Source organism: Nonlabens xiamenensis, from assembly GCF_003865345.1.
Classification (GTDB): Bacteria; Bacteroidota; Bacteroidia; order Flavobacteriales; family Flavobacteriaceae; genus Nonlabens; species Nonlabens xiamenensis.
Genome location: NZ_RMVE01000003.1, coordinates 61,049 through 84,865, shown reverse-complemented (window position 1 = coordinate 84,865; position 23,817 = coordinate 61,049). Strand labels below are relative to the sequence as shown.

General features: G+C 43.0%; 19 protein-coding genes. 12 read left to right on the top strand and 7 right to left on the bottom strand.

Features of this window, described 5'->3' with window-relative positions:
• Nucleotides 1-641: 641 nt before the first annotated feature.
• A complete protein-coding gene (gene dnaK / locus EGM47_RS08840) occupies nt 642-2,543 on the bottom strand; it encodes a molecular chaperone DnaK (protein WP_124980448.1) in 1,902 nt (633 codons plus the stop codon).
• 256 nt (nt 2,544-2,799) lie between these two features.
• Here dnaK and EGM47_RS08835 point away from each other — a divergent pair, with 256 nt between their 5' ends.
• From EGM47_RS08835 to EGM47_RS08820, 4 genes are all read left to right on the top strand, one after another.
• Nucleotides 2,800-4,245 (top strand): L-serine ammonia-lyase, encoded by a 1,446-nt coding sequence (locus EGM47_RS08835; protein WP_124980447.1) that lies wholly within the window; start codon nt 2,800-2,802, stop codon nt 4,243-4,245.
• Nucleotides 4,246-4,320: 75 nt separating this feature from the next.
• On the top strand, nt 4,321-7,995 hold the full coding sequence (locus tag EGM47_RS08830; protein ID WP_124980446.1) for a metallophosphoesterase: 3,675 nt from the start codon (nt 4,321-4,323) through the stop codon (nt 7,993-7,995).
• An 87-nt stretch (nt 7,996-8,082) separates the two neighbouring features.
• Entirely contained in the window at nt 8,083-8,592 is a 510-nt protein-coding gene (locus EGM47_RS08825; RefSeq protein WP_240642372.1) for a PH domain-containing protein, read from the top strand.
• A complete protein-coding gene (locus EGM47_RS08820; RefSeq protein WP_124980445.1) occupies nt 8,585-10,108 on the top strand; it encodes a PH domain-containing protein in 1,524 nt (507 codons plus the stop codon). The genes EGM47_RS08825 and EGM47_RS08820 overlap by 8 nt, the downstream gene beginning before the upstream one ends.
• Before the next feature lie 82 nt (nt 10,109-10,190).
• On the opposite strand, the gene EGM47_RS08815 is transcribed toward EGM47_RS08820, so the two are convergent.
• Nucleotides 10,191-11,435: a M48 family metallopeptidase gene (locus EGM47_RS08815; protein WP_124980444.1), complete on the bottom strand. Its 1,245-nt coding sequence runs from the start codon at nt 11,433-11,435 to the stop codon at nt 10,191-10,193.
• Between the two features lie 53 nt (nt 11,436-11,488).
• Entirely contained in the window at nt 11,489-12,304 is an 816-nt protein-coding gene (locus EGM47_RS08810; RefSeq protein WP_124980443.1) for a TrmH family RNA methyltransferase, read from the bottom strand.
• A 60-nt stretch (nt 12,305-12,364) separates the two neighbouring features.
• Here EGM47_RS08810 and EGM47_RS08805 point away from each other — a divergent pair, with 60 nt between their 5' ends.
• A complete protein-coding gene (locus EGM47_RS08805) occupies nt 12,365-12,766 on the top strand; it encodes an acyl-CoA thioesterase (RefSeq protein WP_124980442.1) in 402 nt (133 codons plus the stop codon).
• Here the strand turns inward: EGM47_RS08805 and EGM47_RS08800 are convergent.
• Nucleotides 12,763-13,056, bottom strand: coding sequence for a DUF3817 domain-containing protein (locus EGM47_RS08800; protein WP_124980441.1), 294 nt, complete (start codon nt 13,054-13,056; stop codon nt 12,763-12,765). The genes EGM47_RS08805 and EGM47_RS08800 overlap by 4 nt on opposite strands.
• The gene (locus EGM47_RS08795) at nt 13,049-13,972 is read right to left on the bottom strand and encodes a mechanosensitive ion channel family protein (RefSeq protein WP_124980440.1); all 924 of its coding nucleotides are present in this window, start codon (nt 13,970-13,972) and stop codon (nt 13,049-13,051) included. Before EGM47_RS08795 ends, EGM47_RS08800 begins: the two co-directional genes overlap by 8 nt.
• A 98-nt stretch (nt 13,973-14,070) precedes the next feature.
• Here EGM47_RS08795 and EGM47_RS08790 point away from each other — a divergent pair, with 98 nt between their 5' ends.
• Nucleotides 14,071-15,318, top strand: a complete 1,248-nt coding sequence (locus EGM47_RS08790; protein WP_124980439.1) for an FAD-dependent oxidoreductase — start codon at nt 14,071-14,073, stop codon at nt 15,316-15,318.
• Nucleotides 15,319-15,553: 235 nt separating this feature from the next.
• Here the strand turns inward: EGM47_RS08790 and EGM47_RS08785 are convergent, their stop codons facing one another.
• Both EGM47_RS08785 and EGM47_RS08780 read right to left on the bottom strand, forming a co-directional pair.
• Complete coding sequence (locus EGM47_RS08785) at nt 15,554-16,504, bottom strand: isopenicillin N synthase family dioxygenase (RefSeq protein WP_124980839.1); 951 nt, start codon at nt 16,502-16,504, stop codon at nt 15,554-15,556.
• Between the two features lie 24 nt (nt 16,505-16,528).
• Entirely contained in the window at nt 16,529-17,281 is a 753-nt protein-coding gene (locus tag EGM47_RS08780; RefSeq protein ID WP_124980438.1) for a phosphatase PAP2 family protein, read from the bottom strand.
• 187 nt (nt 17,282-17,468) lie between these two features.
• Between EGM47_RS08780 and EGM47_RS08775 the strand changes: the two genes are divergently transcribed.
• The 6 genes from EGM47_RS08775 (at nt 17,469) to EGM47_RS08750 (ending at nt 23,786) form a co-directional block, all read left to right on the top strand.
• Nucleotides 17,469-19,385 (top strand): alpha-ketoacid dehydrogenase subunit alpha/beta, encoded by a 1,917-nt coding sequence (locus EGM47_RS08775; protein ID WP_240642370.1) that lies wholly within the window; start codon nt 17,469-17,471, stop codon nt 19,383-19,385.
• A gap of 306 nt (nt 19,386-19,691) precedes the next feature.
• Nucleotides 19,692-20,804, top strand: coding sequence for an NAD(P)/FAD-dependent oxidoreductase (locus EGM47_RS08770; RefSeq protein WP_124980436.1), 1,113 nt, complete (start codon nt 19,692-19,694; stop codon nt 20,802-20,804).
• The gene (locus EGM47_RS08765; protein ID WP_124980435.1) at nt 20,801-21,517 is read left to right on the top strand and encodes a methyltransferase domain-containing protein; all 717 of its coding nucleotides are present in this window, start codon (nt 20,801-20,803) and stop codon (nt 21,515-21,517) included. The genes EGM47_RS08770 and EGM47_RS08765 overlap by 4 nt, the downstream gene beginning before the upstream one ends.
• The gene (locus tag EGM47_RS08760; RefSeq protein WP_124980434.1) at nt 21,501-22,556 is read left to right on the top strand and encodes a type III polyketide synthase; all 1,056 of its coding nucleotides are present in this window, start codon (nt 21,501-21,503) and stop codon (nt 22,554-22,556) included. The genes EGM47_RS08765 and EGM47_RS08760 overlap by 17 nt, the downstream gene beginning before the upstream one ends.
• A complete protein-coding gene (locus tag EGM47_RS08755; RefSeq protein WP_124980433.1) occupies nt 22,550-23,332 on the top strand; it encodes an SDR family oxidoreductase in 783 nt (260 codons plus the stop codon). Before EGM47_RS08760 ends, EGM47_RS08755 begins: the two co-directional genes overlap by 7 nt.
• A 10-nt stretch (nt 23,333-23,342) precedes the next feature.
• Nucleotides 23,343-23,786, top strand: a complete 444-nt coding sequence (locus EGM47_RS08750; protein WP_124980432.1) for a 3-hydroxyacyl-ACP dehydratase FabZ family protein — start codon at nt 23,343-23,345, stop codon at nt 23,784-23,786.
• The last annotated feature ends 31 nt before the right edge of the window (nt 23,787-23,817 follow it).

The following is a 23,817-nucleotide window of genomic DNA, read 5'->3' as shown; positions in this document are numbered from 1 at the left end:
TTTCACGAGCATTTTTCTTTGTTTCACGTCTTCGACAGGCTCAGACTGACAATGGAGCTCATGCCGACAAAGAATGTCATGCTGAGCTCGTCGAAGCAGGGTTGAAATCTCAGAAGCCTTTTTCTTTGTTTCTTGTCTTCGACAGGCTCAGACTGACAATGGGCTCATGCCGACAAAGAATGTCATGCTGAGCTCGTCGCAGCAGGGTTGGAATCTCAGAAGCATTTTTCTTTGTTTCACGTCTTCGACAGGCTCAGACTGACAATGGAGTTCAGGTTGACAATGGGCTCAGGCCGACAAAGAATGTCATGCTGAGCTCGTCGAGGCAGGGTTGGAATCTCAGAAGCATTTTTCTTTGTTTCTCGTCTTCGACAGGCTCAGACTGACAATGGGGTCAGGTTGACAATAGGCTCAGACTGACAAAGGAGGTCAGACTGACAATGGAGCTCGTCGAAGCAGGTTTGGGATTTGCTAGGTTATCAGCAATAAAAAAGAGCTTTGGGTTTTCCAAAGCTCTTTTCTTATAATTATGAACCTTCTTACGAGTGTCCTTCTTTCAAAATCTGAATTGCGTATGCTGAATTCATGATTGAAGAAAGGGCGTAAGTTCGATGAAGCAAATCATTGATTTGCCATCTTGCTTACTTCACTTCTTCGAAGTCTACGTCTTCTACGTCGCTGGTGTCCTCAGCTTCAGCCTGAGCACCTGCATCCGGACCTGGTTGTCCGCCTTGGGCTTCAGCCTGGGCTTTGTACATTTCTTCGCTCGCCGCAGTCCATACATTGTTCAACTTTTCCAAAGCTGGGTCGATCTGCTCGATTTCTTTGGTTTCGTAAGCTTTCTTCAATTCATCCAAGGCTTCAGTGATCGGCGCTTTCTTGTCTTCGCTTAGCTTGTCACCAAATTCATCCAATTGCTGCTCTGTTTGGAAGATCATTTGATCTGCCTGATTCAGCTTATCAGCTTTTTCTTTGGCTTGTTTATCCGCTTCAGCATTGGCTTCTGCCTCCTGCTTCATTTTCTCGATTTCTTCCTCTGTTAATCCTGAAGAAGCTTCAATACGAATATCCTGCTTTTTACCCGTCGCTTTGTCCTCGGCACTTACCTTGATGATACCATTGGCATCGATGTCAAAAGTTACCTCAATCTGTGGTGTTCCTCTTTTTGCTGGTGGAATACCATCCAAGTGGAATCTACCGATGGTTTTGTTGTCGGTAGCCATTGAACGCTCCCCTTGAAGTACGTGGATTTCTACACTGGGCTGATTATCGGCTGCGGTAGAGAATACTTGGGACTTCTTGGTAGGAATAGTTGTGTTGGCGTCGATCAATTTGGTCATGACACCACCCATAGTTTCGATTCCCAAAGAAAGAGGCGTAACATCCAATAGCAATACGTCTTTTACATCTCCAGTCAAGACACCTCCCTGGATTCCAGCACCAATAGCAACAACCTCGTCAGGATTTACTCCTTTAGATGGTTTCTTACCAAAGAACTGCTCTACAGCTTCCTGTACCGCTGGGATACGGGTAGAACCTCCTACAAGAATGATCTCGTCGATATCGCTTTTAGAGAGTCCAGCAGCTTTCAAGGCTTTTTCACATGGTGTAATGGTTCTCTTGACCAAGTCGGCAATCAGTTGCTCGAATTTTGATTTGGTCAATGTCTGCACCAGGTGTTTTGGACCGCTGGCTGTAGCTGTTACGTAAGGAAGGTTAATTTCAGTCTGTCCACTAGAGGACAATTCGATTTTTGCCTTCTCAGCAGCTTCTTTCAGGCGTTGCAAGGCCATTGGATCTTTTCTCAAATCAATATCCTCTGCTTTTTGGAACTCGTCGGCCAACCAGTCGATGATTTTCTCATCCACATCGTCACCACCCAAGTGGGTGTCACCGTCCGTTGCCAATACTTCAAAGACTCCATCACCCAATTCCAAAATAGATACATCGTGGGTTCCTCCACCAAAGTCAAATACAACGATTTTTTGATCTGTATCTTTCTTGTCCAATCCGTAAGCCAAAGCAGCGGCAGTAGGCTCGTTGATGATACGCTCGACTTTTAGTCCAGCGATTTCACCAGCTTCTTTGGTAGCTTGACGCTGAGAATCGTTAAAGTAAGCTGGTACGGTAATCACCGCTCCAGAAACTTCCGTTCCTAAATAATCCTCGGCCGTTTTCTTCATTTTTTGAAGAATCATAGCACTGAGTTCTTGAGGCGTGTACAAACGCCCATCGATATCTACTCTTGGTGTATCATTGTCTCCTTTGACAACTTTATAAGGTACGCGGTCAGCTTCATTGCTTACCTCACTGAACTTATTCCCCATGAATCGCTTGATAGAAGCTACGGTCTTGGTAGGGTTAGTTACTGCCTGTCTTTTGGCAGGATCACCCACCTTGATCTCACCGCCTTCTACAAAAGCAATGACAGAGGGAGTTGTTCTTTTTCCTTCTGCATTGGGAATCACAACCGGCTCACTACCTTCCATCACGGAAACACAGCTGTTTGTGGTACCCAAGTCAATTCCTATTATTTTACTCATTATAAATGGTTTTAGTTTCTGTTTTCAATTTGAATTCGCTTTCCTTAAGTCAAGGTCCGTGCCATCGACTTTACCGTGACAGCTTGTCATTAGTTCTGTCAAAAATGTCATTTCTTTCTCCTTACATTTTGTAAAATAAATCCACATCGCACGGGTCTAATCAATCAGACTTGGATCAAATGTTTTTGGTGTAACAGCGCATCTGTAGATAGGGGTAATTGTTATATTTGTCACCGCAAAAAACGGCTTGTAATTTATGTCTGAAACCCCTAAAAAGATTGAAGCTATCAGCATTTTTGATATGCTTAAAATAGGAGTAGGTCCTTCTAGTTCACATACGCTGGGTCCATGGCGGGCAGCCAGAAATTTTTTGGGGAAATTGAGGGACAAAAACAGGCTGTCGGCAGTTCAAACCATCGAAGTAGATCTTTATGGTTCGCTGTCTTTAACCGGGAAAGGTCATGCCACGGATATCGCAGTTATTATGGGATTGACCAATGCCGATCCCCAGACTTGCGACATAGCGGAAATTCCAGAGACCATTGATTACATACGCCGCCATAAGTTATTGCAACTGGATGGGGTCCACCTGATTACTTTTGATCCATCAACACAGATCCATTTTAACCGTAACTTTTTGCCCTTCCATCCCAATGCTGTTCGTTTTAAAGCCGTGTTGGAAGACGGTAAAAAATATTTTGAAACTTATTATAGCATTGGCGGCGGATTCTTTGTGCAAAAAGAACGCAGGCGTGCAGCCAAACAACGGGCTATATTTGAATGTTTCCCCAGACCTATATCCAAAGCCACCGAATTACAAGCGTATTGTGAACGGGAAAATAAATCCATTTCTCAAATCGTGCTTGAGAATGAAGAGTACCTTCATCCGCCTGAAGAGATCGATCAGCGACTCAAAGAAATCTGGGAGGTAATGTTGGATTCTATGTACATCGGCTGTCATACTGAAGGTGTTCTACCTGGCGGACTCAACGTGAGAAGACGGGCTTTTGACACCCATCAAAGGTTGCAAAAAGGGGCGACCTACAACAACAAAGAAGAGTGGATTGAAGCGATCAGAAACACCGAAGTGAAATTCAGGGAAATACTGAAATGGGTTTCCTGCTTTGCCTTGGCCGTCAATGAGGTCAATGCTTCTCTGGGACGAGTGGTTACGGCTCCTACCAATGGAGCAGCAGGGGTGATCCCAGCAGTCATGATGTATTACATGACCATCGAGAACCACGATGCCGACTTCTCTGATATCAAAAGATATTTATTGGTCGCGGGAGAAATTGGAGCGCTCTTTAAAAAAGGGGCAACCATCAGTGCGGCTATGGGAGGATGTCAGGCCGAAATCGGAGTAAGTAGTGCCATGGCTGCCGGCGGACTCACAGAATTAATGGGAGGAACCCCTGCCCAGGTGTTGATGGCTAGCGAAATTGCTATGGAGCACCACCTGGGAATGACATGTGATCCCATAGCTGGTCTCGTGCAAATACCATGTATTGAGCGCAACGCAATGGGTGCTATTAAGGCTATCAATGCCTGCGAAATGGCGCTTGACGCAGATGCTAAAAATGCCAAGGTGCCGCTCGATCAGGTCATCGCTACCATGTGGCAAACTGCTCAGGACATGAATTCCAAATACAAAGAAACCAGTGAAGGTGGTCTAGCCGTCAATGTGGCACTCTCAGACTGCTAGCAAAAACGTATTTTAAGAATTACATAGGAAAATTCTGTAGGAGAGGCCTGTATCTTTGAGCTTTAAATCTATTGAATGAGCAAAAGATTACTCGCCAACACTGGGATTTTATTGGTCGCTAGTTGTATCATTACAGCTTGTGCAGTAAAGACCACAAAATTTGACGGACCCAGCCATGAACCCGTCAATTCTTCCACTCCATATCAGCAATTTTTTCTCTTGGGGAATTTGAATTCTAAATCCGCTCCAACAGCTGAGTTTGAGTCTCTAATTTCATCCATTAAAAGTCAATCCCGCCCAGAGGACTATACCATTGTCTTAGGTGATAATGTGGATTCTGAAGATTTTAATGAAGAGGACCACGACAAAAAGGATCGAGAGAATTACATCAAACGCATGGAAATGATCGCCAATATCGGTAACCAGGTATTGGTTATTCCTGGAAACGAAGATTGGAATGATGAGGGCCTAAAGGGTTTAAAAAGTATAGAAGAGCTTACTGAGGATATTTTGGACAATGACGAGGTTTTCCAACCTGAAAATGGTTGTCCCTTTGAAGAACTAGATATTTCGGATAGTGTACATTTATTTGTGGTAGATTCTCAATGGTACATTGAAAATTGGGACAGTAACCCTCAGTTTAACGATGAGTGTGAGATCAATACCCGGGAAAAGTTCTTGTACGTTTTAGGTGATGAAATGCGCAAGCAAAGACACAAAACAGTCATTGTTGCGATGCATCATCCGTTGTATTCCAACGGGATCTATGGTGGACAGATCGGTCCTAGAATGATAATGAAACCCAGTTCTGATAATGGATATATCCCAGTGTTGGGTGGTGCTTGGAGTTTTATTCGGGCCCAAGGTGGCGTGTCCAGACAGGACAGGTTCAATCCATTGATGAACGAACTTATGGAAAGTATCAAGGATGCCAGTGCGGACATCGACCGACTATTTTTTGTCAGCGCGCATGATCGCAGCCTACAATATATTGACGATGGGGCCATCAAACAATTGGTTTCAGGAACCGCTGTAGAAGAAGGAATTGCTACGCTAGGAAAAAAAGGTCGGCTGAGTTCTGGTCAATTGGGTTATGCCATTTTAAAAGTTTATCAAGACCAAAGTTCGCAGGTAGAATTCTACACCCTAGAGGACAATAAGATCGACCAGGTGTATGCACATTCCGCTTTCGCGAAAGCGATACCCTACAACACAGATTCATTGCCACCTGTCACCCAGGATTTTGTAAAATCCTCAGTTTACAAGAAGGAAGAAACCGAAAAGGATGCCGATTTTGAAGAGTTTTACGGAAAACATTACCGCTATTTATATGGAATAGAGGTAGAGGCACCGGTAGTAAAACTGGATACGCTGTTTGGTGGTATGCGGGTCGAACGAGCTGGAGGTGGTAATCAGACCCAAGGATTAAGACTACTCGATGCACAAGACCGCGAGTTCAATATGCGTGCCCTGGAAAAGGACGCTTTACAATTCTTAAAGAGCGCTGGTTATGGCAACGTAGATACTGATAAATACTTTGCTGAAACCATTCCTCAAGAAATGGTACGCGATTTTTACACCGCCGCACATCCCTATGGAGCATTTGCAGTCCCTCGACTAGCGGGAGCGATCGATTTGAACCACACCCATCCCAAACTCTACTATATTCCCAAACAAGAAGTTTTAGGTGACTTCAATGAAATTCATGGCAACCGATTGTATATGATCGTTGAAAAACCTGATAAATCATTTGATGATCGTCATATGTTCGGGAACAATCAGGATGTGGAAAGTACCTCAGACTTTTTTAAGAAAATCCGGGAGGATGAACACCATGTCGTGGACGAGCGCTTGTACATCAGAGCGAGAATTTTTGACATGCTGTTAGGGGATTGGGACCGACATGAAGACCAATGGCGATGGGCCGAAATCGTAGATCCAGAGGACGAAGACAAAAAATCCTATATCGCAGTTCCCAGGGATCGAGACCAGGTTTTTGCCAGGTTCGATGGCAAGTTGTTGGAATCTTTACATAATATTCTGACCTCCACGCGTCAGTTTGGTAATTATGGTCCTGATATCAAATACATCAAAGAATTTAGCCAAAGCGCCATCAAATTGGATCGCGCCGTGCTACAACGCAGTGATCTGGACTTATGGCAGGAAGAAGTCAAGTATATTCAGGAAAACATTACTCCAGAAATTGTCGCCTTAGCTTTCAACGAAATGCCAGACGAGGTGAAAGATGATCTATGGTCCCAGACCCAACTTGACTTATTGGCACGTAAGGAAAACCTGCCAGACATTGTGGATAGATATTACCAGCACTTTATCAGCTTTCAAACTTTAAAAGGAACAGATAAAGACGATTATTTTGAAATCAATGGCACGCAGGAAGGAATGACTCATGTGGTTGCCTATCGCATTATAGATGGTGAAAAAGAAGGTGTTCTTTTTGATCGAACCTTTGATCCCGAGCAGACCGATGAGTTATGGATTTATGGATTGGATGATGATGATGTTTTTGAGATCAATAACATGCATTTAAGCCGCTTAAAAGTCGTCATCTCTGGTGGGAAAGGAGATGATGAGTATAAGATATCTAGAGGAAACGGTGTAAGCATTTATGATTACGACAGTGAAGACAACGAATTTACTTCATCAAATGGAGCCAAGGTCATATTGCGTGATGATTATGAAATCAACCACTATGACACCGAAAAAGTACCTGTGTCCAAGGGGAGCTTGAAATTGGACTTTGCGTATAATCCAGATACTGGTTTTACACCAACGCTATTTTATAACAAAACACATCTGGGTTTTGAACGCAATCCGTACAGTTCAAAATTAGGTATAGGTTCTACCTATTATTCCTTGACACAGGCCGCAAAATTTTGGATTGAGGGAGGATTAGGGAATGCTTTGGGTCACTGGAACCTGGAAGGGAAAGCCCAAATCACGACCAACAATTACACAGAGAATTTCTTTGGGTACGGCAACAATACCAACTTTGATCGAGACACAGACTATGACCTGAACCGCATTTTGATGCAACGTCAGGAGGTGACTGGTGAACTCGTGAAAATCGGGAGTTATGGAAGTAGTTTTAAGCTAGGATTGGGTTATCAGGCTGTTGAGCTAGATGGAAATTCACCTGCAAATACAGGAGTAACCCAGGCTCGTGATGATTATATGCGCTATCATTTTGATTATGCCTATGAGAGCAGGGATCACCAACGTTTTCCTACCAGAGGTATGGTGTTCAAGGCCTCTACAGCTTTTACTGATGACCTTTCTAATGACCGCAAATTTTTTAGTGTAGATCCACACCTGGAATTTTGGAATGCCATGAACGATGCACGCAGCCTGGTATTAAACACACGTGTAGCTGCTCAAACGAGAATAGGGGATGACCCTTATTTTTATCAGGCCGCAAGACTAGGTGCCGATCAAGGCCTACGTAGTTTCAGACAACAGCGATTTACTGCCAATTATGCTTTAAATGCTGGTGCAGATCTGGCCTATGATTTACCTCCTCTCAGAACTAAACTTTTACCCCTGCGATTGATTCCGTACTTGGGATACGATGTGGGGAAAGTATGGCAGGATGATCGTCGTAGTTCGAGGCTACACAATAGCTATGGTGGAGGCCTGCATATTGGGATGACTGGACTTTTTAACAGCCATGTCTCTTATTTTCATGGAGAGGAAGGTGGTCGATTGCAATTTGGCTTGAGTTTTTCTAAATAATTAGTACCTCATCTATAAAATTGGCTTTTGTAGTTGATCGCTTTCGCGAAAGCGTAACATGACGTAAATTTATACTACCTATCAACTATGATGACAAACCAGACCATTGATGTACCCCAACTGCCGTCCGTAGAAAGCAGTAGCTTCCAAAAGCATCCCAAACGCTTTCTAAATAAAAAGCTGATCGCAAAAACACTTTTATTTATTCCGCTGCTGGCGACCGTGGTTGTCCCATTCTTTGCCGTAGAAGAGGAACCATGGATCTGGAAAGTAGCCTTGGTTTTATGGTTGGTATTGTTATTACTGACGATTTTTATGGCTTATAAAGAGTATTTTGTACGCGGTTATGTCTTGCGCGAACATGATATTACCTATCGCAAAGGCTGGTTGTTTCATCATCAGACTACGGTTCCATTTAATCGCATTCAGCACACCGAGATCAATCACGGGCCTATCGATCGGATGTTTACCTTATGCGAATTAGAAATTTTTACTGCAGGAGGTAGTTCTAGTGATTTGAGCATCTCTGGCTTAGATCCTGTTGACGCACAAAAACTCAAGGAGTATATCTCGAGTAAAACTTCAACTTATGCTTGATCTGCAAACTCCGCAGCGCCAGAGCAAGAAGGTCATTTTACTCTATTTATTCAAGAGTATCAAAGGACTTTTACTCTACTTTTTGTTTGCCATCTTTGGTACGAGTTCGTTTGGTGAGGGAAGCATCTACATCATGGGCTTTACGTTCTTCCTGGCGTTTGTTTCTTTGATTAATCCTATAATCAAGTATTGGTTTTTCCAATTCCATATCGAGGGTGATGAATTGATCTTGCAAAAGGGATTACTACAAAAGGAGCGCAAAGCCATACCGCTTGAGCGTATCCAATCCATCAATATCAATCAGAATTTGGGTCAACGCATATTGCGCATCGTATCTCTAGAAGTGGAAACTGCTGGTTCCAAAGCCAAAGAATTAGAAATTCCTGGGCTGGATGATTCCTATGCCCGGCAATTGAAGGATTTACTGGACGGTAGAAAACAGCAACAGGTAGCAGCATCTGATACCGATTTAGAGATTCCAGAAACAACGGATGAACCAGAGCTAACAACTGAAATACCGCATTCCCAGGCCAAAGAGTCTTTGGTCATGGAATTGGGATTGATCGATCTATTAAAAGTGGGCATTACCCAAAACCACCTGCGCAGCGGTTTCCTTGCCTTGGGGGTCGTTTTTGGATTTTGGTATAAAATCAAGGATTTGGTAGAAGCCTTATTTGGCGATGTGATGGAAGGACTGACCTGGGATAATATGATCTCCTCAGCGAGTCTGGGGTTGATGACTACCGCCTTGCTTGTCTTTTTGGTGGTGTCGATACTGCTGAGCCTCATTACCACAGTCAATAAATACTGGGACTTTAGGGTGATCAAAAGGGCAGATCACCTTGAAGTGCGTATGGGATTATTGAACAAGCGAGAAGTCAAAATACCCTTGAGTAAAGTTCAGATTTTGGAATTTCATTCTAATCCGCTGCGCAGGTTACTGGGCTTTAAAACCGCACTGATCTTTCAAGCCAATTCAGAAAGCCAAAAAGCCAGCAATGTATCAATTCCCGCCTGTACTCCTGAACACCAGGAACAGCTCCAGGATATCATTTTCCAGGAAACCAGACAGGCTCCTTTGATGACATTGGCTTCTAACCCGTGGTCTCATGCCAGGCTCAATTTTTATATCATGTCAGTGATTTGTGTCCCGTTGGCCATATTGGCGTATTGGTTCGAAATGTATTGGGGTTTGGCCGTGCCAGTTGTTTTGTTGATCAGTAGTTGTTTCTTTGCTTATCAATATGGGAAGTTTAGCTTTATCCTCAAAGAAGCAGATTTTGCCGTTTTCAAGACTGGATGGTTGTTCCCCAAAGAAATGATTACTCCGACCTACAAATCTCAAGCAGTAGAAAAATGGCGCAGTATTTTTCTCAAGCGTAGAAAAGAAACACACTTTAAGTTACATACAGCTGCTGGTTCACGCGGATTGAGATACCTCAAGGAGCAGGAGGTAGATGATTTATTAAATGCTGTCAACAATCAGGTGATTTCTAGTCAAGCATCTTGGATGTGACAGCCTCAACGAACCGCTCAATCCATTTATGGGCTAGACACGTCCTCCGTTAGGCGTGTTACAATGGCAAAGAGCTCAAGAATCAATACACCTGTTCGCTATTCATGGCATTGACCCGTTGTAAGAGACTGGGGTGGGAATAATGAAACCATACATAAGCAGGATGAGGAGTAAGGTTACTCAAACTACTCTTGGATAATGTTTTGAGTCCGCTGATGAGTGGTTTCTTATCATAGGTAGTTTTGGCATAATAGTCCGCCTGATATTCAAACCTTCTGGACAGCAAGCTCATAATAATTCCAGTAAGTGTTGAAATCGGACTGTATAATAAACCGAAAGCAACCAATCCAATATGAAATGACATTTGCTCAACTCCCAATGCTTCCGACAAGATGTTGCTGTCAACAGCAAGGGAGAATAGCCACAGGGTAAAACCGGTGGTCAAGGTGCTGGCGATCAGGTTATAAATGATATGTTTTTTCTTATAATGACCAACCTCATGGGCCAGTACCGCCACAATTTCTTCATGGCTTAATTTTTCAATAAGGGTATCGTATAAGGTGACTCTTTTTTCACGTCCAAAACCACTGAAATAAGCATTGGCCTTGGTCGATCTCTTACTGCCGTCAATTACAAAAATTTTGTCCAATTGAAAGCCCACCTGGTCGGCATAGGCTTGTATTTTGTCTTTTAATGCACCTTCTTCCAGCGGCGCCTGTTTGTTGAACAACGGAACAAATAGGCGGGCGTAAAACATGTTCATCAATAGGGAAATAGCAAAAATCAGTAACCATACATACCACCAAAAATTGTCTCCTGCCCATCGGTAGCACAAAATAACCAACGCCAACACACCACCACCCAGAATAGCGGTCAATAGATAAGACTTCAGTTTATCCAATACAAATGTTGATTTTGTGGTCGTATTAAAGCCAAAGCCTTCCTCAATCACAAAAGTTCCATACAGAGAAAAGGGGAGGGAAATGAGTTCGCTCAGCCCCATAATAATGGCAAAGAAAACCAAAGGTAGCCCTGTATAATGTTCAGTTATACTCCTGGCAATACTATCGACCCAAGCAAAGCCGTCCAGGAAAAGAAACACCAGCATGACAACAAAAGAAAAGGTGCTGGACACAAGACCAAATCTGAAATTGGCCATTTTATAAGCCTGGGACTTTTGGTATTCCTCTGTATCATAAACATCTTTCAGTGCGGATGGAATCGGTTTTTTATACCAGGTATAATTCAGGTATCCGAGCACACGCTCAAGTGCGAAATCAACGATGAGAATTCCAATAATGATGTAGAAGAGTATTTGTGCATCCATGAGGCGTAAAAGTAAGCATATTAGTTACCAGAGCTAGAAACAAGACTAGATAATCATTGAAAATCGCGTTGGCGTTTGGCTTCAAAAAGCATGATGGCCGCGCTTACCGATACATTCATGGAATCAATACTTCCAGACATTGGAATCAAAATATTTTCTCGAGCAGCGGCACGCATGGATGTGGATAGGCCAGTCGCTTCTGTACCTACCGCAATGGCCGTGGCTCCCTGGTAATCCATTAAGTCATATCTCGTACTGGTTTGCAGGGTAGCGGCATACAGATCAATCTGCTGCTGAGCTAAAAATGCAATCACATCTTCTGTGCTTGCCACACCAATATCTACTGTAAATACACATCCCACACTGGATCTGATCACGTTTGGATTATACAAGTCCACTGTAGGCTGTGCCAAAATTAAAGCGTCTACATTGGCAGCATCGGCTGTTCGTAACAATGCGCCCAAATTACCAGGCTTTTCTGGGGATTCGGCGATGAGTATCAGCGGATTGTCAGACAATTGCAATTGATTCAAGTCGTGTGGTTGCGCTTTCGCGAAAGCGATACAACCTTCTGTTCCACTGCGATAGGCTAGCTTTTCGTAAACTTCAGGAGATACACTTATGATCTCGACCTGATTTTTAAGATTCAATTGTTGGCGAACCGTTTGAGCTTCAAAGTCAGAATTGCCCAGTAAAATATCACCGCAAACCAATACATGAATTAATTCCCAGCCTCCTGCTGCAGCCAATTTAATCTCGCGCTGACCTTCTATCATGAACATAGATTCCTTTTTACGGGCCTTGCTCTTGCGCTGTAATTGTTCGCCATGTCTTATGATGGCATTATGCGGACTGGAAATATGTTTCATGAGACAAAAATAAGGCTTTGGCCTGCGATATTCCTATCTTTGAAATCTAAGCCGAGACCTATGAATTTCCACACCCGCAAATGGATCAAGCCTGAAGACCTGAACCCGAATGGAACGCTTTTTGGCGGCAGATTATTGGAATGGATCGATGAGGAAGCCGCATTGTACGCTATAATTCAGTTGGAGAACCAAAAGGTGGTCACTAAATATATGAGTGAGATTAATTTTAGGGCCAGCGCTCGACCTGGTGATATCGTGGAAATAGGCTTGGAAGTCAATAAATTCGGGACTACATCCATTGACTTACAATGTGTGGTGCGCAACAAGATGACCTATGATGTTATCATTACCATTGAGTCCATCATTTTGGTGAACTTGGGACCTGATGGTAAACCAAAAGCCCACGGAAAAACCGAGGTGGAATACCAGCATATACGTATGAAAAATAAAGGCTTGGCTTAGGCCTCAACTTCAGATGTTTCCTCCAAATAATTTTTTTCCATCCAAAAGGTTCCAAAAGGTATCACAGACATAACCAGGACCACGGCTAATTTTTTAAAACTCCACTTGGCCATTTGTGCCAGGACGATAGTTACAACGACATAAGCCAAAAACAAAACTCCGTGTGTCATACCCATGAATTTATTGGGCCACATGATACCGCCCAGATATTTCAGAGGCATGGTAAGAAATAAAATCAATAGAAAGGAATAGCCTTCAACAATGGCCAGGTATTTAAAGAATTTAAGCATTGGTCGTATCACGTTTGTCCTGCACTGACAAAGGTAAGTCAGATTCACGTCCATACAATTTGATTTCCTGAATATCTGCCGGTAGATAGAATCCTTTTTCCATTAGGGCACGTTTGACGTTTCCGATGACCCGTCCTCTTGTGGTGTTGGCCACCCTTCCAAAATCAAAAGTATCCACCCAAAAGAACACTTTGAGATTCACGGTGCTGGTGGCGAGTTCGTCTTCGATAACATAATTGACATGTTCTTCGTCTGAAATCACTCTAGCGTCTGAATTTAAGGCCTCCATGATACAATCTTTGGCCAGGTTGATATCATCGTCATAATCTATTCCTACCAAAAAGCTCCATCTAAAGAATCCATCCTCCGTATAATTGGTCACTGGAAGAGTTATTACATCTGAATTAGGAATATAAACATCCTTACCATCGAAAGTTTTTAATTTGGTGTACCTGAATTCAAGGGTTTTGACTCGACCAAAATTATCACCGATTTCCACAGTGTCATTGACATCAAAAGGCCGATTAAAGCTCAGAATGATACCGGCAATAAAATTTTGCCCAATGTCTTTAAAAGCAAACCCGAGTACAACTGCACTGGCACCTGCCGTAGCCAGAATACCTGCGCTGATATCTCCAAGTCCTGCCGCACGCAATGCTAACATGATAAATACGACAATCAATACAAAGCGAATGGCTTTTCCTAAAAAACGACTCATCAAGGGATCTTGGGTACGACGGCTGACTCTCGCAGTGGCAAATCTACCGATCAGTCCGGCCAATAGCACGCCGAGTATAATAATAGCCAGACCCAATCCCAACCTAGGAAGGAATTCAACAAATTCCTCGTAAAAACTGGTGGTGGCTTCCGTAATTTCGTCGGTAAAGTTCACGTCACTTTCCTGAAATAGCAGCATAGGTAAGTTTTTTATAAAGATACTTTGCCCTGCGTGCTGTTTATGTTAAGCATACATTAAATGCATGGTTAGTTATCGATCTCTACTATTTTTGTATAATGAAAGACAACCAACCCAACATCACGATCATAGGCGCCGGAGCTAGCGGACTTGCTGCAGCGATCACACTCAAGAAATCTGGATATCATTGTACCGTACTGGAACAAGCCAAATCTGTGGGTGGTAGGGTACAGACGCTCAGGGAAAACGGTCTGCTATTGGATGATGGTTTTCAGGTATTGCTGGACGCTTATCCTGCCCTTCCTGAGTTTTTGGATTTACCTGCCCTGAATTTAATCAAATTCCTGCCCGGGTCCATGATCTTTAAAGATGGAAAAACCTATAAACTGGGAGATCCACGTCGTAACGCTAGTTTTTTCTGGAAAACCATATACACTGGGGTAGGCTCTTTTAAAGATAAATGGTTGGTTTTCTCGCTTTCGCGAAAGCTAAAGAACAAAAGTGTAGAAGCTATTTTCCAAGAACCAGAGACCAGAACATTAGACTACTTGCAAGATTATGGTTTTTCTTCTAAGATCATTCATAATTTTTTCAAGCCTTTTTACGCCGGTATTTTTTTGGAAACAGAACTTTCAACCAGCAGCCGGATGTTTGAGTTTGTCTTTAAGATGTTCAATGAAGGGAATGCTACCCTCCCTGCCAAAGGTATACAGGCAATTCCCGAGCAAATGGCCTCCCAATTGGCCGCAGATCAAATTAAATTTGAGCAGAAGGTGGACTCGATCCAGGGTAATACCATAATTATGGAGGATGGTCAACAGTTCAAGTCTGACTTTACCATAGTAGCCACTCCGGCTGGATCCTTGGTTCCTAACCTCTCCAGTCAAGACTTGGACTGGCATCAAGTGACGGTTTTATATTTTGAAACCGATCACGCTGGTTTTAATGAGCCTATCATAGGATTGGTACCTAATGAAGATTGCCTGATCAATAATTTTCATTTTTTGAATGATATTTTTGATAATCACCGCAATGTCATCAGTATTTCTGTGGTGAAGCCCCACAACTTATCCGATCAGCAGTTGGCTGAACGTGTCGTCAAGGAATTAAGGGAAGAGACTGGTATAAAAGCCAATGAATTAGTTAGATGCTTTCATATTCCTAAAGCACTTCCACAATTGGAAAGCCTGAATTATGCCATGCCCCCATCAGAAACTCAGCTCAACCAACACGTATTCCTGGCCGGTGACCAATTGAGTAATGGATCGCTCAATGCAGCCTTGTTAAATGGTAAAGCTGCGGCACAGGCCGTAATCGCAAAAATTGAGGATAGGGTATTGGTTTGAATGAATCAATTGAAGTACAAGCCTTATTAAATTCAAGCGAAATAGACAATGTCTAGAAACCTGTAAAAACCAAAGCTGTCAGCCTGAGCCCGTCGAAGGCGATTCGAGGAACAAGTTCCCTCTAAGCAGACTGAATATTCTTTTGAGATTTCAATCTTGCCTCAACAGGCTCAGTTTGACATTAAAAGGGGCTGTTTTGACCGTCTCTTTTTAAAAGCAACTAGACTGCTGCTGGTTATTTCTTAATCAAACCTATTTCTACCAGACGCTGGTGCAGGAATTCGCCTGCCGTAATGTCTTCGTATTGTTTTGGATGATTCTCGTCAATACATTCTTCTAAACAATCCAGGCGCATATCACTGCGCGGATGAAGGAAAAAAGGAATGGAATAACGACTGGTATGCCACAGCTCCCTTGGCGGATTCACCACACGGTGAATGGTGGATCTCAATTTGTTGTTGGTATGGCGTTGTAGCATATCGCCAACGTTGATCACGAGTTCATCCTCTTTGGCGATGGCATCGATCCACTCTCCATCACGGTTTTGAACTTGCAATCCAGGTGCGCTGGCGCCCATGAGTAGGGTGATTAGATTGATATCACCATGTGCACCTGCTCTTACCGCATTTTCAGGCTCACTGGTGATTGGCGGATAGTGGATTGGGCGCAGGATAGAATTTCCATTGCTGGCCCAGTGGTCAAAGTAAGTTTCCTCCAGACCAATATGCAAGGCCAAGGCACGCAACACATAGATTCCAGTTTTTTCCAACATTCGGTACGCCTTCATTCCTGTTTCATTAAACTCAGGCAATTCCTTTACAATGACGTTTTCAGGATAATCTTCATCAATATTGGCGTCAGGTGCTACTTCCTGTCCAAAATGCCAAAATTCCTTCAAGTCTCCTTCTTTTTTGCCTTTGGCATGTTCCTTTCCAAAAGAAACATAACCGCGTTGTCCTCCAATTTCCTCACGCTCGTAGCTTTTTTTGGTTTCGGTAGGTAGTTGGAAGAATTTTTCGATTTCTTGATAAAGTTTATCTACCAGTTCGTCAGAAAGAAAGTGGTTTTTCAAGGCCACAAATCCAATATTTTCATAGGCATTTCCTATTTCTGTGATAAATTTTTGTTTACGCTGTGGATCATCGCTTAAAAAATCAGCCAGGTCCACGCTGGGTATGTTTGTCATTGCCATAATGCTATCGTTTTTCTATCAAAATATAATTCCCGTGCCTAACATGAGTTCCCGTCCGTTATAAAAAGGGGTGAAACTCAGGCTGGCCTGGGATGTATTCATTTTCTCTTTTTTAAATATAATACTCTTTAGCATAGGATACACCCAATATCCGATTTTGGTGCATAAAATACCTATGCCAGCACCGGCTACCACATCAGAAAACCAATGCTTATCATTATAAACTCTCAGAAACCCACTTAAAGCTGCCACGGAATAAGCACCAACACTGTACCATGCTGAAAGATGCTTAAATTCCTGGTGCATGAATTCCGCTCCCATAAAGGCGATGGCAGTATGTCCTGAGGGGAAAGAACTCAATGACCTTCCGCTGGGCCGGCGGATTGAGGTGTTATTTTTAATTAAATTGACACTGCTGTACATTAAAAGGGTAGAAGTACCTAAAATCAGGGTTCGATCCCAGAATTGATGCTTACCCTCGATACCAGCCAGGTTTAATCCGTATACTGCAGCGATGGGAGCAAACCTGCTGTAATCGTCGATGTTAGTTTTGATACCATCAGGTTCCAAACTTTCTCTGATTTCTCGATCCCAGCGTTTTACAGGATCATTATTAATACCCATAATACCATAGGTAATCATACCAGCAGGAAGGATGAGCGCGGCGGGTTTAAATTTAAGCGAGGTATCTTGAAGGCTATCATTGATTTCCTGGCCTTGACTCCAAAAGGACGCTACCAAAACAATCAGTGTAGCTATTCTGTTGCGCATATCATGAATTGTTGGAACAAAGTTAATAAATGCAAACAATGTAAAAAGCGATGCCACAAGAATGCTCGCTGATTATATTACATTTGGAATAGATAGATCGCACATGATTGAATATAAAATATCCGATTTAGAACAATTGTACCAAAATTCCCTGCCATCATCGCAGCTTATAAAGTTGTATCAAGGCATGTTATTGCCCAGAATGATTGAAGAAAAAATGCTGATCCTGCTCAGACAGGGGCGCATTTCTAAATGGTTTTCAGGTATTGGGCAGGAAGCCATAGCTGTAGGCGTGACTATGGCCATGGAAACCGAGGAGTACATTCTACCAATGCACCGCAATTTGGGAGTTTTTACCAGCAGGAATATTCCTCTTTGGAAACTCTTTTCCCAATGGCAGGGAAAGGCCGATGGCTTCACCAAAGGCCGGGACCGCAGTTTTCATTTTGGCACACAGGATTATCGTATTGTAGGAATGATTTCGCATTTGGGTCCGCAATTAGGAGTGGCTGATGGTATAGCTTTGGCCCAAAAAATCAAAGGAACCGGAATGGCCACCGCCGTTTTTACCGGTGAGGGTGGAACCAGTGAGGGCGACTTTCACGAAGCCTTAAACGTAGCCAGTGTATGGGAGCTGCCTGTGTTGTTTTGCATTGAAAATAATGGTTATGGTTTAAGTACGCCAACCTCAGAACAATATGCCTGCAAGGATCTGGCCGAAAGAGGTGTAGGCTATGGCATAACATCTCATATCATTGATGGGAACAACATTGTTGAAGTCTATGTCAAAATTTCTGCCATTCTGGAGCAAATGAGGAAGGATTCCAAACCGGTTTTGGTGGAGTTCAAAACTTTTAGAAGAAGAGGACATGAGGAAGCCAGTGGCACCAAATACGTACCTAGTGATTTAATGGAATATTGGGAAGAACGCGATCCAGTAAGCAGATTTGAGCACTATTTGTTGTCCAAAAACATCTTGAACCCAGATCAATTGGCTGCAATGAAGCAAGACAATACTGATTTAATCAATCGGGATTTGGATATCGCTTTCGCGAAAGCATTACCCGAATCAAGTCCGTCCATTGAATTGGCCGATGTCTATGCCCCAAGCCATCATTCCAGGACAGTTGCTAGCCTATCCACCCAAAATATCAGAATGGTTGATGCCTTGAAAGATGCGATGGATGAAGCAATGGAAAAGCATCCAGATCTGGTCGTCATGGGACAGGATATCGCAGATTACGGTGGGGTTTTTAAAATCACAGAGGGTCTGATGGAAAAATACGGCAGGGACCGGGTCAGGAACACGCCTATTTGTGAAAGCGCTATTGTATCTGTGGGTATGGGATTGAGCATTGCTGGAAACAAATCTGTTGTAGAAATGCAGTTTGCCGACTTCGTATCCAGTGGTTTTAACCCGATTGTGAATTATTTGGCCAAATCACATTACCGATGGGGACAACAGGCTGACGTGGTGATACGCATGCCCTGTGGCGCTGGAGTAGGAGCCGGTCCCTTTCATTCGCAGTCCAATGAAGCCTGGTTCTACACAGTTCCCGGACTCAAGATAGTGTATCCTGCTTTTCCCTCTGATGCCAAAGGCTTATTGTTGGAAAGCATTGCTGATCCCAATCCTGTGTTGTTTTTTGAACACAAAGCGCTTTACAGGTCAATTTATCAAGAGGTGCCTGATGGCTATTACAATTTACCATTGGGACAGGCCGCATTGCTGCATGAAGGAAAGGATATCAGTGTAATAACTTATGGAGCGGGTGTACACTGGATGTTAAACCTCCTACAAGAATGGAATATAGACCTCGACCTGATTGATTTGCGATCTTTGGTACCCTTGGACAAAGCAAGTATCAAGGCGTCAGTGAAAAAAACAGGAAAAGTCCTGGTGCTTACTGAGGATGGATTGACTGGCAGCGTGGCCAGTGACATTGCTTCTTTCATTGGAGAAGAGTGTTTTGAATTTCTGGATGCGCCAGTGATGAGGTTGGGGAGCCTGGACACGCCTATACCTTTTGAAAAAGGACTAGAAAATCAATATTTGCCCATCGATCATTTGAAAACCTTGTTAAAAAAACTTCTTGATTATTAATTATTTGTATGAAATATGCATATTTTTGATTTGCTGTGATTAAAAGACGATAGATTATGAAATTCATGGACGAGGTAGACAATTTCAGGTATATTCTCTGGATACTTACCATTGTTTTTGCCGCATTGGTTTTGTGGGGGCCCCGACCAGAAGACGGGAGTTTATATCCAACTGCCGTCATGTCTTTGATACTGTTTGGCAGTTTGCTTGTGATTTATCTCATCTTAAAGTTTATCCAAAAGAAAAAATACGGAGACAAAAACGCAAATTAGCGTTCCTTTCGGTTTTGTTGCCTAACTTTGATTAGTGAACAACAACTACGATATCATTATTGCCGGTGGCGGACTCGCAGGTCTGACAGCGGCAATTCTTTTTTCAAGTCAATTTAACGTCCTCCTCATTGAACCAGATAGTTATCCCAGACATCGATTATGTGGCGAATATTTGAGCCAGGAAGTACAATCTATCTTACATCAAATTGACGTATCCCTTGATGATCTAACGGAAGTGAAGATCAAAAGACTTTCCCTAACCACAAGAAACAACAAACGCCTGGAGACTGATTTGCCATTAGGCGGCTACGGTATTTCCAGATATGTTTTGGACCAGGAGTTATTCCGCAAAGCCAGTAGGCAGGCGGCCATAGAGCAAGACAAAGTACTCAAGGTGCATTTACAAGACGATACCTACATCGTAAAAACTACCAAGCACGAAATTACATGCAAGCAATTCATCATGGCCAGCGGCAAGCGATCGATATTAGACAAAGCCTTGAATAGGCCTTTTATGAAGCGTAAATCACCCTGGCTGGCGGTCAAGATGCATTATGCGTACCACATGCCAATGGATCTCGTGGAACTACATAATTTTAAGGGTGGCTATGCCGGGTTGTCAAAGGTGGAAAATGATCGGGTAAACCTATGCTATTTAACCACCTATCAATCATTTAAAAAGCAAGGCTCCATTGAACAATTTCAAGATAAAGTGATGCGGTCCAATCATGCGCTGGACAAATTCTTTTCTAGCGCTGAAGCCTTATGGGATAAGCCCATCAGTATCTCACAAATCAATTTTGATCCCAAAAAACCAGTAGAAGATTCCATTCCTATGTTGGGAGATGCTGCGGGTTTAATTCACCCACTTTGCGGAAATGGTATGGCAATGGCCATCCATAGTGCGGCTTTGGCACATGAGGCGCTGAGGTCCTTTTTGACAGGCAGAATAAGCAGAGAACAGGCGTTGAAAAATTACGAGACAGCCTGGAAGCGGGAATTTTCAAGTAGACTGCGTACAGGGAGATACTTGCAACACTTACTGATGCATCCCTTTTATACCAAAACTGCCTACAAGATCTTGGAAACATTTCCGGGACTGTTACCTAAGATCATTGCACGAACCCATGGAAATATTTCGTCATGAGTTACCGCAAAGATTTACGTAGTAAGGAAGAAGAATGGATGGACCATCCAGGAATAAACCCACGGGAACTTCAGGCGGCAGTTGATGATATCAATACCATTAATTCCTTGCTTCAGGGTTTTAAATTTACATTGAACGCGGTAAAAGAATTGTTGGCGCAATATCCAAAAGTGCCTTTGCACATTGTAGACGTGGGATGTGGTGACGGTGCTATGTTAAGGTATTTACACCAACACTTGGATGATGAACGATTGAGTTTTACCGGCCTGGATATCGCTGCTGCTTCTATAGAACAAGCCCGTAGAATGAGCCCAAGAGATGCCAGATTGCGCTTTCGCGAAAGCGATATCCACCAACTCAGGGAAGAACATTTAGGCTGCGATATCATGATAAGTTCGCTGACCATGCACCATTTTGACGAGGAGCAGATTCTATCCTTTCTCGCTCAATTCAAGCGTTTAACCAGTAAAGCGATCATCATCAACGATCTACACAGACATGCAGTGGCTTACTATCTCTTTAAATATTTAAGTCCTATTTTTATCAGGAACGAAATTTCTCGACACGATGGATTGGTCAGCATTGCATCTGGTTTTAAAAAAGCTGATTTTAAACGCTATGCCGACTTTTTGAATTGTACGACCGACCGATTGACATGGAAGTGGTCTTTCCGATATATATGGATCATACCTATAGATGGCTGTAAGGATTAAAGCAGTGGCTAGTGTAACGCCACAATATTATAAAGAAACCAAGGATATTCTACCTTTTGTAGAAGCCTGGCTAGAGGATCAGGATGATCGATTAAGGCGCAAAACCTTGAAGATCTTTGAAGGTGCTGGTGTGGATAAACGCTATTCGATCATGGAGCCTGAGGAGGTATTTACCCGCACCAGTTTTGGTGAGCGCAACGATATCTATAAAAGGGAAGTAGTTCCACTGGCAGAACAGGCCATAGAAAAAGCTTTAAATAAGGCAGGTTGGCAATCTGATGAGTTGGATTACATTATCAGCGTGAGTTGCACAGGAATTATGATACCTTCTCTGGACGCCTATTTAATCAATCGCATGGGCATGCGTCAAGACATTGTCCGACTACCAGTTACGGAAATGGGTTGCGTAGCCGGAATCTCTGGTCTGATCTATGCCGACGAATTTCTGCGTGCCAATCCTAATAAGAAAGCTGCCGTAATCGCAGTTGAAGCGCCCACAGCTACTTTTCAATTAAACGATTATTCTATGGCCAATATGGTCAGTGCTGCGATATTTGGTGATGGTTGTGCCTGTGTGTTGCTATCCTCAGTAGAAAGTGAGGAAGAGGGACCTCGAATTATTGGACATGGAATGTATCACTTTCCTGATGCCACCCATATGATGGGATTTGATTTGGTCAACAGCGGGCTTCAGATGGTTTTGGACAAATCGGTGCCTGAAACCATTGCTGCGCATTTCCCACAGATCATACATCCTTTCCTGGAAAAACATCAAGTGAGTCTAGAAGAAGTGTCACATTTAATTTTCCATCCTGGAGGTAAAAAGATTGTCCAAACTGTAGAAACACTCTTTGGCGAAATGGACAAAAATATCGACGACACTAAAGAAGTCTTACGACAGTTTGGCAACATGAGTAGCGCTACAGTTCTGTTTGTTTTAGAGCGTTTTATGAATCGTGACTTAAACAAAAACTCCAAGGGGTTAATGTTGAGTTTTGGTCCAGGATTTACGGCCCAAAGAATATTGTTGGAATGGTAAAGGATTTACAAAATAAGTGGGGCTTGATCCTGGGGGGTAGTCATGGTTTAGGGTACGCCAGTGCCTTAAAACTTGCCCGTCATGGTATGAACCTTATCATCATTTATCGCGCCTCAAAATTACAGCAGACTCAGATTGATGATTCATTCAATCATATCAAAGATCAGGGTGTAGAGTTAATCGCTATTAATGCTGATGCCACTAGAGTAGAAAAGATACAGGAAACGGTAAAGCAAATCAAGCATCAGCTAGGCGATGATCGACTTGATTTGATGTTGCACAGTATTGCTAAAGGTAATTTAAAGCCTTTGGCAGGGAAGGATGCTTTAACGACAGGAGATTTTCAACAAACGATTCATTCAATGGGGATCAGTTTATACACTTGGGTCCAATCCCTGCTCCAATCAGAATGCTGGGCTGCGCAAGCACAAATCTTAAGTTTTACCAGTGAAGGGAGTACCAAACCCATGCCGGGTTATGCAGCCGTCAGCGCTGCCAAGGCGACCCTGGAAGCCATCACACGTAGTTTAGCGTTAGAGCTGGCCGCGCACGGAATGACAGCTAATTGTATCCAGGCAGGCGTGACCGATACAGAAAGTCTAAAACGCATTCCTCAATACGAATTATTAAAATCAGAAAGTATCAAACGCAATCCGCATCAACAATTGACTACGCCTGAAAGAGTAGCCGATGTCGTATACCTACTGGCTAAATCAGAGGCCAGGTGGATCAATGGAACTGTCATCCAGGTAGATGGCGGAGAACACCTGGGATAATACATAAATTATGATTTTAGATTATCTTGAACGTATCGTGGCCAATTTGCCCTATGGTGAAGGTTTTAAGTTCGTAGATCGCCTGCTGGAGGTCGATGAAGAAAGTGTGGTAGGGATTTACACCTTCCGTAGTGACGCCTATTTTTATCAGCATCATTTTAAGGATGAGCCGATCACACCAGGTGTTTTGCTTACCGAATGCATGGCTCAGATCGGACTTGCCTGTTTAGGGAGTCATTTGGTTGAAGGGAGTCAAAAAGGCGTTGCCTTTACTGAAAATCACATACGTTTCCTTAAAACTGTCCCTCCCAATACCACTGTCATTGTAAGTGCTAAAAAAGAATACTTTAGATTCAACAAACTAAAAGTAATTGTGCAAATGCTCGATGAGCACGAGGATAAAGTGGCAGAAGGGTGGATGAGCGGTATAATGCTTGCTCAGAAAGAAGAATAATCTAGGGGAGATATCAAATTTTCTGGAAGAC

What these genes read in the sequence shown, in the direction of transcription:
- dnaK (WP_124980448.1), bottom strand. Translation starts at nt 2,543, where the DNA reads ATGAGTAAAATAATAGGAATTGACTTGGGTACCACAAACAGCTGTGTT.
- EGM47_RS08835 (WP_124980447.1), top strand. Translation starts at nt 2,800, where the DNA reads ATGTCTGAAACCCCTAAAAAGATTGAAGCTATCAGCATTTTTGATATG.
- EGM47_RS08830 (WP_124980446.1), top strand. Translation starts at nt 4,321, where the DNA reads ATGAGCAAAAGATTACTCGCCAACACTGGGATTTTATTGGTCGCTAGT.
- EGM47_RS08825 (WP_240642372.1), top strand. Translation starts at nt 8,083, where the DNA reads ATGATGACAAACCAGACCATTGATGTACCCCAACTGCCGTCCGTAGAA.
- EGM47_RS08820 (WP_124980445.1), top strand. Translation starts at nt 8,585, where the DNA reads ATGCTTGATCTGCAAACTCCGCAGCGCCAGAGCAAGAAGGTCATTTTA.
- EGM47_RS08815 (WP_124980444.1), bottom strand. Translation starts at nt 11,435, where the DNA reads ATGGATGCACAAATACTCTTCTACATCATTATTGGAATTCTCATCGTT.
- EGM47_RS08810 (WP_124980443.1), bottom strand. Translation starts at nt 12,304, where the DNA reads ATGAAACATATTTCCAGTCCGCATAATGCCATCATAAGACATGGCGAA.
- EGM47_RS08805 (WP_124980442.1), top strand. Translation starts at nt 12,365, where the DNA reads ATGAATTTCCACACCCGCAAATGGATCAAGCCTGAAGACCTGAACCCG.
- EGM47_RS08800 (WP_124980441.1), bottom strand. Translation starts at nt 13,056, where the DNA reads ATGCTTAAATTCTTTAAATACCTGGCCATTGTTGAAGGCTATTCCTTT.
- EGM47_RS08795 (WP_124980440.1), bottom strand. Translation starts at nt 13,972, where the DNA reads ATGCTGCTATTTCAGGAAAGTGACGTGAACTTTACCGACGAAATTACG.
- EGM47_RS08790 (WP_124980439.1), top strand. Translation starts at nt 14,071, where the DNA reads ATGAAAGACAACCAACCCAACATCACGATCATAGGCGCCGGAGCTAGC.
- EGM47_RS08785 (WP_124980839.1), bottom strand. Translation starts at nt 16,504, where the DNA reads ATGACAAACATACCCAGCGTGGACCTGGCTGATTTTTTAAGCGATGAT.
- EGM47_RS08780 (WP_124980438.1), bottom strand. Translation starts at nt 17,281, where the DNA reads ATGCGCAACAGAATAGCTACACTGATTGTTTTGGTAGCGTCCTTTTGG.
- EGM47_RS08775 (WP_240642370.1), top strand. Translation starts at nt 17,469, where the DNA reads ATGTTATTGCCCAGAATGATTGAAGAAAAAATGCTGATCCTGCTCAGA.
- EGM47_RS08765 (WP_124980435.1), top strand. Translation starts at nt 20,801, where the DNA reads ATGAGTTACCGCAAAGATTTACGTAGTAAGGAAGAAGAATGGATGGAC.
- EGM47_RS08760 (WP_124980434.1), top strand. Translation starts at nt 21,501, where the DNA reads ATGGCTGTAAGGATTAAAGCAGTGGCTAGTGTAACGCCACAATATTAT.
- EGM47_RS08755 (WP_124980433.1), top strand. Translation starts at nt 22,550, where the DNA reads ATGGTAAAGGATTTACAAAATAAGTGGGGCTTGATCCTGGGGGGTAGT.
- EGM47_RS08750 (WP_124980432.1), top strand. Translation starts at nt 23,343, where the DNA reads ATGATTTTAGATTATCTTGAACGTATCGTGGCCAATTTGCCCTATGGT.